Below are 8,688 nucleotides of genomic sequence, written 5' to 3' on the forward strand. Positions count from 1 at the left end.
CCCACCACACGGCCCGGCGGCCGGGGTCCGGCCGGGCGGTCCTTCCCGCCCGGCCGGGCCTGCTACGCGGCGACCGGTTCGCGTGCGGCGACGCGGCACCGGGTGAGAACCGTCTGTGCGGTCTCGCCGTAGATGCTGTGGTCCTTGACCGTGCCGGTCAGCTCGACCTCGTCGCCCTGGTCGGGGACGTCGGCGGCGCTGCTAAACCAGACGAACACGTTGCCCTGCGGGTCCTGGAACTTCACCAGTCGGCGGCGCTGGGTCTGGTAACCGTACGTCCGGCCCTCCAGCTCGATCACGGTGGTGACGGTGGCGGGGGTGGTGATGCGCTCGCCCACGGTGCCCTGCGGCTTACTGTTCTGTGCGGCTCGCTCGGTAGCCTCCTTCTCCTGGTCGCGGTACCACCCCGCGATGGCGGACACGAGCGTCGGCAGGTGGCGCGGGTCGACAGTCTCACTCTTCGCCAACTGGCCCACTTTGTGTCGGTAGTCGGAGAGGCTGCCGTATCCCTGGACGGCCCACGCCCGGACGGCGGCGGCCGTGGTCGGCGCGTCGGGGTCGGCGTCGATGGCGGCCCGCCACTCCATCGGGGCCTTGCGGTCGAAGAAGTACGCTTCGACGCCGTCGGCGGTCGGCTGGGTGTTCTTCCACTGCTCGGACCGGCTGTAGAACCGGCCCTCCGTCTTGACGATGGCGGCGGTCACCCGTAGGACCTCGATCACTGGGACGCGGAGATCGGCCGGGATACCACCCTGTTCGCCGTCCCAATCGGAGTCCTTCAGCGTGCCGAACCGCCACAGGGCCTCAAGACCCTTGATCGGCAGACCGGTGTACGGCTCGACGCACGTGGTGCCCAACTGCCTCATCTCGCCGTTCTCGTTGCGGGCAAGGTAGGTGGCGGTGCGGTGGCGGGCGACGGCGCACCCGTGGCAGAAGTTCTCAATGGCGCGGTACTGGCGCGCGGCTTCGGCGTCCTGCTCGGGCAGACCGGGGAACAGGCTGGTGATCGTCTCGCCCTCCTCGTCGTGGTCCAGGCGGGCGATGGCGGTCCAGCCGTGGTGACGGGGGATGTCACCGGAGATCGTCACGGTGACGGTGGGGCGCTTGCCGATCAGGCGGCCGTCGATGTCGTGGTAGTCGGCCAGGAACGGCGCGGAGATGTCGAGCGTGTACGCGGTGAGGTGGTGGACGGCGGCGCGGGCGTTGGTGGCCTCGACAAGCTGACGGACGCGGGACTGGGCCGTGGCGGGGATGGAAAACCGCATGGCTGCGCTGGTCATCGTGGGTGCTCCTGCTGGTGAGAGAGGAATCGAGCGCCCGGCCGGGCGGGTTGCCCTCCACGTACGGCCGGGGTCGGGCCGGCTGGCGGCCCGTGGGACCGGAGGGGGGTTGCCCTCCCCCTCCGACACCATTAATTAAACCATGTTTGCAGGTGTCGGGCAAGCATCCCGACCGGGGATGTCGAGTGCGGCGCGATCGCGCAGGAACGCGGCGAACAGGGCGGCGGTGTAGCTGTCGGCGGTGCCGTACGTGCGGCGGCAGTCCAGCGCGCCGATGCGCTCGCCACGGTGACGGACGGGGAACGGCTGGCCGGGGGCCGGGATGGCGAGTGCGTACAGTCCGCGCGGGCTGTCCACGCGCAGGACGACTGCGGCGGCCTCATGGTCGTAGGCGGCAGACCAGCGGGCGGGGCCGATGCCGAACTCCGCGAGTCCGCCCGCGATGGCGCGGGCCTGCATGATGTCGGCGGTGGTGCCGGGGTCGGGCTCGGCGGGGGCGGGGACGCATCCGCAACCGTGGCCGTCGGCGTGGGTCTCGAACAGCGCCGTACGGGTCACTGTGGGGCTCCTGGGGGTGCCGGGGGCGGGCAGTTCCCGCCCCCGGCGTCGGGCGGCTGAGGTGGTTAGGCAGCGGCTTCGTCGTCGCTGGCCGGATCGTCGGCCTCCTCGGCCTCCGGCTCACCCGCCTCCTCGTCGGTGCCGGGCTCCTGCTCGGCCTCCGGCTCACTGCCGGACGTGATCGCGGCCCGGGGCTTCTTCTTCGACGGGTCGTAGGGCTCCTCGTCCACGACCGACTGCTCAATGAGCGTGAGCGGGTACCCGAGGGACGCGAGCACCTGGAACCACCGGCCGGTGGGCTTCCGCGTCCACGGGGCGTGCTGGCTGTCCGTCCGCCATGCAGACCGGTTCGCGCACTTCTCGCGGACGGCCGCGATGGCAGCGAACTGGAGTTGCGGGGCCCGGCGCGGGTCCTTGGCAACGTGCCCGGCAAAGCTGCTCCGGTCCTTCGCCTGCTCGGCGTTCAGCCCCAGGAATCCGGCCAGAATCTCCGTGGTGCCCTCCTTGTCCAGGTCGTCGGAGATACCCCAACTCCCGTTCAGCAGAGCGTTATTGACGTGCCCAATCAGAGTGTTGCTGGTGTTCTTCGGGAGGTTGCGCCGCTTGATCAGGTCCGTGATCCACTTCCGGCGCAGAGCCTCGGCCGCGTCCCAGTCGATGTTCCCCTTCTTGACGGCGGCACGGGCGGCGCGCTCGGCCTCCTTGTCGGCGGCGGTCATCGTGCCGCCGCTGGCGCTTGCACCCTCGGGCACCGTGTGCCCGTACAGGCCGGGGGCGGAGCAGTAGGGCTCGTACCGGTCCCCCCGCCGCTCATCGAGCACCCAGACAAGACCCTTGCACTCGGCGTGCTCCTCGGTGCTGATGCCGCGCAGTCGCCACACGGGCATGGCGCGCTCGGCCAGTTCCTCGGCGTCCCTGATTTTCTGCCCGGCCGTCTCCAGCTCCGCGCGGTGCGCCTCCGCCTTGTTCCGCTTGTCGCGCTTGGTCCGCTCGATGGCGATGACCCAGTCACCGTCTCCCTCGTCGGCGTCGTCCTCGGCGGCGGCCTCGGTGATCGCGGCGAGTGCTTCGGCATCGTCGGCAAACTCCGAGAGCGCGGCCAGGTGCTCGAAAGTCCACTCGTAACTGCCTGCGCCGCTGACGGCGGCGCTCAGCTTCTCGTCAGACCTGACTTTGACCAGCGTCTTGACGTCCTTCTGCCGCACGCCTGCGGCCTTGGCGATTCGCCCGACCTGCGCGCCCGCCTCGGCGGCGCTGAACATGGCCTGGTTCATCTCGGACGTGGTGAGGCTCTTACGGTGCTGAGCGGTCGTGATCATGTCGAGGAACTGCCCGGCTGCGTCGCGGTCGTCGTCCTCCCACTCGTACGGCAGGTGGGTAAGACCCGCGTCCGTCGCTGCGTGATAGCGACGGTTTCCGTCGTTGACCTGGAGGACTCCGCAGTCGAGCCGCTGGATCTTGACGGGGATGCGGCACCCCTCGGTGCGGAGTGAGTCCACGAACGGCGCGGTGAGGTCGAGATCTTCACGGGCGTTCTTCGGGTGCGGGGTGAGCGCGTCGATCCGGATGACGGGGCGGGGCATGACCGGCACGGTCTCCAGCCCTGCGGCGACGGCGGCGGCCAGCCGCTGGAACCCGTCGATGACCTGCGGCACGTCGCCGTGGGTGCGGACGACGTACAGCGGCTCGACGACGCCGTTATCCTTCACGTCGGCCAGCAGATCGGCCGGGGCCTCGATGTCGCGGACGTTGCCGGGGTGCGCGGCGAGTTCGGAGACCATGAGGGTCGGCCACGAGGCAGGAGCAGCCTGGACGCCGGCCTGGGTCTTGGTGTTCGTCATCGGTCCTTTTCTTCCTGGTGAGAGTTGTTCGGGCCCTTCGGCCCGGTGTCGTTCTCGGTCGGGGGGTTGCCCTCCCCCTTCCGACACCATTAATTAAACCATGTTCTTGAGGGTGGGGCAACCCTGGGTGCTGTGATCGCCGTCACTCGGATGCAGGGCTGCGGCGGTGCGGATCATCACGGTGGCCTCGGCGGTGGTCCACTCAGGCTCGTCCCCCCAGCACCACAGGAGGGTGCGCCGGTAGGCGTCCTCGGTGAGCCGCAGCTTTCGCCACCGGACCCCGGGCACGGGGCGGCCGTTGACCTGGTTGCTGAGCACCACAAGGGAGTCAAACAGGGCTCGTTGGAAGATGTCCCACGGTTCACCGCGCACGGACCAGCGGGGCCGGACGGAACGCACGCCGCGCTCCCATGCGTGCAGCACGGTGCACGGGGCGGTGTCGCCCATCCGGCCGGGCTGCCAGAGGTGGTCACCCTGATAGAGGCCGACGTGTTCGATGTGGTCGGCGGCGGCAGTGAGGATGCGGGCGGGGGTGGCCAGTGGCTTTCGAGCGGGCACGGTCATGCCTCCTGGGGTAGGTCGCGGGCTCGGCGGCCGGGGGGGCGGCGGATGGCCACCCCCCGGCCTTGACGGGGTTACGCGGCTACGGACCCGGCCGTGGTGCGGCCGATCCGCTTACCGCCGATGTCGGCGCGGCTTCCCGCCATCCATCCGGCTCCGTACCCGTTGCCGGTCATGGTGGTGGTGCCACCCTTCCGTGCACGGGGGTACGCCTGCTGATAGCTGCGCGAGACGACGGCCTTGCGGTCCGCGAGCACGAGGGCCGCGCTGCGGCCGGTGGCGGTGGTCTCGCCCTTAGCCTCGTCGCGTGCGCCGCGCTCGGCCTCCTCGATACGGCCCCCCACCCGGTTGATGAAGCCGAGAAGCCAGGACCGACGCCAGGCACGCGCACCCTGGCCCGGCGGGACCGACTGAGCGGCCAGTCCGCCGTTCATCTGGAGCAGAAGGGAGGTGTAGAGCAGTTCGACACGCTGAAGGTCGCTCGCGTACCCGAAGACGTGCACCCGGCGCGCCGGGCCGCTGCCATCCCGGCCAAGGTGGATCAGCTCGCAACCGAGGGCGAGCGCAATGCGGTTGATGAGGCGGACCCGCTCCATCGCCCACGGATTATCCAGAACGATCTTGCGATCCGTCGGGACGTCGCTGGCCGGGTTGGCGTCGTTGAGCATCGCCTGTTCGACGCCGTACTTCGCCATCATCTCGAACGCCCGCTTCCGGGCCAGCTCCGCCTCCGACTCCGGCGTGCGGGGGTCCTCCGCCCTGGCGAGCAGGGCGCGGATGGTTTCGAGCTTCGCGGGTGCCTTCGTGGTGCTCACGTTCGTTCTCCTGGTGAGAGAGGTTGTCGGCGGCCGGTCGGCCTGCCGTGTGCCAGTCGGGGGTTGCCCTCCCCTTCCGACATCACTAATTAAACCATGTTCTAGGGGTCGGGTCAACCCAGATAAGGGCGCTGACCTGGCCTTTTCTTGCACCCCACGGCCCGCACCCGCCCGGCCGGGCCTGGCCACAACGGGCCTGGGCGGGGTTCCCTCCTCGGTCGGACAGCTCCGCCGTACCAGGGTTCCGGGCGCGGCGTCCTGGCTCGCGTAGCGACCGCGTAGCGGCTCGGCCTGGACGCCGTGTCCGGGTTCCTGGTACGCCCCTTGAGGTGTCCGGCCGAGGAGGGAACCCCGCCTTCACCACCTGCACCACAACGCTCCCGCACCCGACCAACCAGCCCCCACCCCCTCCGAGGAGGACCCGCCGGAGGCAGCCTTTCGCCCTCGCCGGCACCCAATGAAGGCGTGGTTCGAGATGTCCGCGGACCTGTGCCTACGGTGCGCACGACGAGCACTGATTTCGAACAGAACTGGGGGCACGGGTGAGCACGAATTCGGCAGGACCGGTGAGCGCGTCGGAGCTGCGGCGGCGGGTTCGCGCTGCTGAAGCGGTGAAGGCGAAGACGCGGGAGATGGCCGCCGAGCACGCGCTGACTGCACGTGAGGCTGCGGTGAAGGCGGCCAAGGCGAAGGAGGAGGCCGACGTCACGGCCCGGGAGGCTGCTGCTGTAGTCCTGCGGCTGTTCGACAACGACGCCGAGTTGGTCTCGGAACTGCTGGGCGTCCCGGCGGAGGAGCTGGAACGCGAGGCGAAGCCTGTTACGGCCGCTCGGGCGAAGGAGATCATCGAATCGCTGCGAGCCCGCGCCGAGCGGCCCCGCACCACCCGAACCCGCAAGCCTCGGGTGGATGCGGCAGACGCGCCTTCCTCGACATCGGGCGCCCCGGCCCCGGTCGTCACGGCGGACGACAGCCGGGCTGATGCCGCCTGAGAACGACATCGGGCCCGGACTCTTCCCGCTCGCGGCGGTGAACGGGTCCGGGCCCGTTCACGTTGACGAGCAACTTTCCCTCATCGGTGAGCCAACGCCCGTTCGTATACCGGCTGTTGAGTGGATGTCCTGGCTGGCCAACGAGTCCATTCAGGCCCGGTACTGGGCAAAGGTCTACCGAACCTCGTCAACCGAGGACTGCTGGTTCTTCTTCGGCGGGATCTCCAGCACCGGCCACGCCAGCTTCAGGGCGGCGTCGCGGCCGGGCAGGACGCGACGCGGCACGGTGCCGGGCCACCTCTACGGGTACCAGCTCGCGCACGGTGTCATCCCTCGGCTCGGCTGGGGTACAGACAGCCCGACCGTCTGCCACACCTGCGACAACCACTCCTGCCAGCAGCCGACGCACCTGCGCCTCGGGACTGCGGCGGAGAACCGGGCCGAATGGCTGGCCCGCCGTAGAGACCCCACCAGTCCCCTCGCTGATGTCCGTGGCCCGGCAGGGCGCTCCCGTGCCATCGGTGCCGCCATCCGCGCCGGCCAAAGGAGCGGGGAGTCCGCGGCGGAGATCACCGTGCGGGTTCACACAGCGGTTACAGAAGGGCGACCTCTAAGCCTTTGGTGATGTAGGCACCCGCTCGCACTCTGGACAATATGGGGCGCAATCGCCCCTCCGGCTTTACCCACAGGGTGGTGTTCCGCCGCTGCCCTGGCTGCCAGGAGAGCATCGTGCGGGAGGACGACTTCGTCCGGCGGTACCTACTACAGGTCGACAGCCCCGCTCTACGGGCTGAGCACGCATGCCGTCAGGAGGCTGATGTGTACGCCGGGCTGGAGTGCGGACGCGGTCCGCAGCGGCCTGCCCTGGAGGCTTCCACTGGAGGACCAGGCACTGCTGGTCTCGGCGTGCTAGTGCCGCGTCAGGCAACGTTTGCCCTGTTGTGACGTGACGCGCCGTCCCGGTGCTGTGCCGGGCGGCGCGTGGCCGTCACCCTGTCCAGGTGGCAGAGCGAGTACGCGTACGCGAGATCGACGATGATGAGGGCAGACGGCTGCTGCGGATCATCCGCCGGGGCACCGGGTCGGTGGTGACCTGGCGGCGGGCCCAGATGGTCCTGCTGTCCGCGCAGAGCATGCCGGTGGCGAAGATCGCCGAGGTCACCTTCACCAGCGCGGACCGGGTCCGGGATGTGATCCACAACTTCAACGCCGACGGCTTCGAGTCGCTGTATCCGAAGTACAAGGGCGGGCGTCCGAAGACGTTCACACTGCCCGAGCGGCGCGAGATCAAAAAGATCGCGAAGTCGAAGCCGACCGAGCACGACCTGCCGTTCTCCACCTGGAGCCTGACCAAGCTGGCGGACTTCCTGGTCGCCGAGGGGGTGGTCGACGACATCAGCCACGAGGGCCTGCGCATCCTGCTCCGCGAGGAAGGCGTCTCCTTTCAACGCCTGAAGACCTGGAAGACCTCCCGCGATCCGGACTACGCGGCCAAGAAGGCCCGGGTCGAGCACCTCTACGCGATCGCCGACGGGGAGGTCATACCCGAGGTGGACGAGCCCGAAGTCATCTTCTGCGTGGACGAGTTCGGGCCGCTCAACCTGATGCCCCACCCCGGCCGGCAATGGGCCGAGCGCGGCGGGAAACACAAGGACCCCGACCGCGCACCGCGCCGCAGGCGGCGGGCGACCTACAACCGCTACGGCGGAGTACGGCACCTGTTCGCCGCCCTGGACCTGGCCAGGGACAAGCTCTACGGCCACATCAAGCCGATCAAGAAGCGCACCCAGTTCCTGGAGTTCTGCCGCTATCTGCGCAGCCTCTACCCGCCCCAGGTCCGCATCGCGATCGTCTGCGACAACTTCTCCCCGCACCTGACCACCAAGAAGTGCCAGCGGGTCGGCACCTGGGCCACGGCGAACAACGTCGAAATTGCCTACACCCCGACCAACAGCTCCTGGCTCAACCGGATCGAGGCCCAGTTCACCGCCCTTCGCTACTTCACCCTCGACGGCACCGACCACGCCAGCCACAAGGAGCAGGGCAGCATGATCCGCCGCTACATCATCTGGCGAAACAAGCACACCGCCGATATTCGCTTGCGCACCCTCGTCACACGGGTCAACGTCGCCTGACACCTGACGAAGGAAGAGAAAATGACCACGCAGACCCACCCCGTCGACCACGAACTCATCCAGGCCGCGGCGCACGTCGCTCGCACCCGCTGCCGGGGCGACAACCACACGATGGCAGCCGCGGCCCGCGCCCAGGACGGCCGGATCGTCACCACCGTGAATGCCTACCACTTCACGGGAGGTCCCTGCGCCGAGATGGTCCTCATCGGCGCGGCAGCCGCCCAGGGCGCCTACGAGCTCAACACGATCGTCGCGGTGGGCGACCGCGACCGAGGAGTTGTTCCCCCATGCGGCCGGTGTCGTCAGGTCCTCCTCGACTACTTCCCGTCCCTCAAGGTCATCGTCGGCGAAGGCGACCGCATCCGAACCGTCCTCATCACCGACCTGCTGCCCGAAAGCTACGTCTGGGCCGACCACCAGCTCGGCGCTGAGTGAACCGCTCCACCGAGCACCATCTGGCACCGCTGCCGACAACAGGGCGAACGTTGCCTGACGCGGCACTAGCA

8 protein-coding genes are annotated in these 8,688 nt (G+C 69.2%); 3 read left to right on the forward strand and 5 right to left on the reverse strand.

From position 1 onward, the window contains the following. Window positions 1-62 precede the first annotated feature (62 nt). From B9S57_RS27065 to B9S57_RS27085, 5 genes are all read right to left on the reverse strand, one after another. Window positions 63-1,280, reverse strand: a complete 1,218-nt coding sequence (locus tag B9S57_RS27065; protein WP_258036638.1) for a hypothetical protein — start codon at window positions 1,278-1,280, stop codon at window positions 63-65. A gap of 135 nt (window positions 1,281-1,415) precedes the next feature. Then, window positions 1,416-1,838, reverse strand: a complete 423-nt coding sequence (locus B9S57_RS27070; RefSeq protein ID WP_103759828.1) for a hypothetical protein — start codon at window positions 1,836-1,838, stop codon at window positions 1,416-1,418. Window positions 1,839-1,903: 65 nt separating this feature from the next. Then, window positions 1,904-3,679 (reverse strand): ParB N-terminal domain-containing protein, encoded by a 1,776-nt coding sequence (locus B9S57_RS27075; RefSeq protein ID WP_103759829.1) that lies wholly within the window; start codon window positions 3,677-3,679, stop codon window positions 1,904-1,906. A 93-nt stretch (window positions 3,680-3,772) separates the two neighbouring features. Beyond that, window positions 3,773-4,237, reverse strand: a complete 465-nt coding sequence (locus B9S57_RS27080; RefSeq protein WP_146057820.1) for a DUF6197 family protein — start codon at window positions 4,235-4,237, stop codon at window positions 3,773-3,775. A 77-nt stretch (window positions 4,238-4,314) separates the two neighbouring features. After that, window positions 4,315-5,055, reverse strand: a complete 741-nt coding sequence (locus B9S57_RS27085) for a DUF2786 domain-containing protein (RefSeq protein WP_181011492.1) — start codon at window positions 5,053-5,055, stop codon at window positions 4,315-4,317. 542 nt (window positions 5,056-5,597) lie between these two features. Between B9S57_RS27085 and B9S57_RS27090 the strand changes: the two genes are divergently transcribed. From B9S57_RS27090 to B9S57_RS27110, 3 genes are all read left to right on the forward strand, one after another. After that, on the forward strand, window positions 5,598-6,047 hold the full coding sequence (locus B9S57_RS27090) for a hypothetical protein (protein WP_146057821.1): 450 nt from the start codon (window positions 5,598-5,600) through the stop codon (window positions 6,045-6,047). 1,001 nt (window positions 6,048-7,048) lie between these two features. Beyond that, entirely contained in the window at window positions 7,049-8,182 is a 1,134-nt protein-coding gene (locus tag B9S57_RS27105; protein ID WP_103514550.1) for an IS630 family transposase, read from the forward strand. A gap of 21 nt (window positions 8,183-8,203) precedes the next feature. Beyond that, the gene (locus B9S57_RS27110) at window positions 8,204-8,617 is read left to right on the forward strand and encodes a cytidine deaminase (RefSeq protein ID WP_103514549.1); all 414 of its coding nucleotides are present in this window, start codon (window positions 8,204-8,206) and stop codon (window positions 8,615-8,617) included. The last annotated feature ends 71 nt before the right edge of the window (window positions 8,618-8,688 follow it).

The sequence above is a fragment of the Streptomyces sp. SM10 genome, assembly GCF_002910915.1.
In the GTDB taxonomy this organism is placed as follows: Bacteria; Actinomycetota; Actinomycetes; order Streptomycetales; family Streptomycetaceae; genus Streptomyces.